This window comes from Metasolibacillus meyeri (assembly GCF_003049505.1).
Taxonomy (GTDB): domain Bacteria; phylum Bacillota; class Bacilli; order Bacillales_A; family Planococcaceae; genus Metasolibacillus; species Metasolibacillus meyeri.
In genome coordinates this window covers 1-1,689 of record NZ_PYWN01000010.1, presented here as the reverse complement: position 1 = coordinate 1,689, position 1,689 = coordinate 1, and the positions used below count along the sequence as shown (strand labels likewise).

The 1,689-nt window shown below is 40.7% G+C and carries 1 tRNA gene and 1 pseudogene; one reads left to right on the top strand and one right to left on the bottom strand.

The window, feature by feature from the left end:
• Positions 1-181: 181 nt before the first annotated feature.
• Positions 182-256, bottom strand: a tRNA-Asn gene (locus C9J34_RS01455).
• 314 nt (positions 257-570) lie between these two features.
• Between C9J34_RS01455 and C9J34_RS01450 the strand changes: the two are divergent.
• Positions 571-1,326: pseudogene (locus tag C9J34_RS01450) on the top strand (IS30 family transposase); the annotation flags it as partial.
• Positions 1,327-1,689 lie beyond the last annotated feature (363 nt).

Here is a 1,689-nt window from a genome sequence, read left to right as displayed (position 1 = left end):
CGTGTTACCGCCGTGAAAGGGCGGTGTCTTAACCACTTGACCAACGGGCCAATTAAAACATCTCGAACAAGACAATAATTATGATAACACATTATTTTGGTTTGTACAAGCTTTTTTAAAAAATTTTTATTGAAAATAATGTTGCTATAATTTTATTGCTTCATATTAGTGAGCAAAAAAATGGCTCCGAAGGTAGGACTCGAACCTACGACCAACCGGTTAACAGCCGGTTGCTCTACCACTGAGCTACTTCGGAACGCTACTATTTACTTATGCACTTTGTATATGCTACTTAGTACATTTATTATTATAACAAGCATTTTAATTATTACAAGTATTTTTTAAAATAATCAAAGTTTTTTACTTGATACATCATCCAAACGCTCCATTATGAAAAAATAATAGCCCATTCATATTCCCGTTCGATATTCTTTTCTGAAGTTGCGAAAGATAAAAAATTTCTTAAATTAGGATAAATACAATTGGACTCAATTTTTTTCATAAAACGCTCCCCCTCTTGTTTTAACCGATAGCATTAAGTTATGTATCTGATTCGATACAGATTAAGTACGTTATCAAGGAAATAAATCCAATTGTGGAGCGAAGTTAAAACTAACACTTGAATTAAAAGAAGCTGTTCAAGAAAAGCTGGGGGGAACTTGGTCATCTGAACAGATTGTTGGTCGATTGTCTCAAGGAAAGCTTAGTTTTAAAACCATCTATCGTTGGATTTACGATGGCTTATTAGAAGTGCCTCTTACCGTACTTCGTCAAAAAGGCACACGCCAGAAGCCCAGAGAAAAAAGAGGTCGCTTTAACATTGGTACGCCCATTTCGAAGCGTCCTAACGAAGCGCGTAAACGGGAGACCTTTGGACACTGGGAACTTGATACAGTGGTCTCTGGACGTGGGCAGACAAAGGGCTGTGTCGCTACATTTATTGAGCGCAGAACACGCTGGTATACGGCCGTGCTCATGCCAGACCGTTCTGCTCATTCCATGGAAACAGCTGTTAAATGGTTACATCAAGAACTTCCAAAAGGGGCGATTCAAATTGCTACAACAGATCGCGGAAAAGAATTTATCTGTTACAATGTGCTAGAAAAAAATTAAACATTCAAATCTATTTTGCAGATGCTTATTCATCATAGCAACGAGGTAGTAGTGAAAACGGGAATGATTTATTACGTGAGTTCTTCCCAATGAAAACAAATTTTGATGATATTACCCCAGAGGAGATGAATCGCGCATTGCACCTTATCAAAATGTCTTGGTTGGAAAACGGCACACGAGGCGTTTAAAGAAGAACTATTGTACTTAATTTGACAAAATATCATACGAAAAAACCGCTGAATACTCAGCGGTTCCTTGTTGCGAAGCGACGTCCTACTCTCACAGGGAGCGCCCTCAACTACCATCGGCGCTTCAACGCAGCACATCTGAGCGGTGGATCTCTTCGTTGCCCGCGTCGCTTACGGTGCTCATGTACTCAGTCGCACTCCTTGGCGCCTCGACCGCCTTGCTCAGCTGCACTGCTTCATGTTTCATTTGATTGAAAGAGTTGTTGATTGTTCACCTGCGATGACGCGCCGAGCTGACCTTCGGTCTTTGGTAGTTGGGGGCTTCCTTTTTTCTATACGAAAAAACCGCTGAATACTCAGCGGTTCATTGTTGCGAAGCGACGTCCTA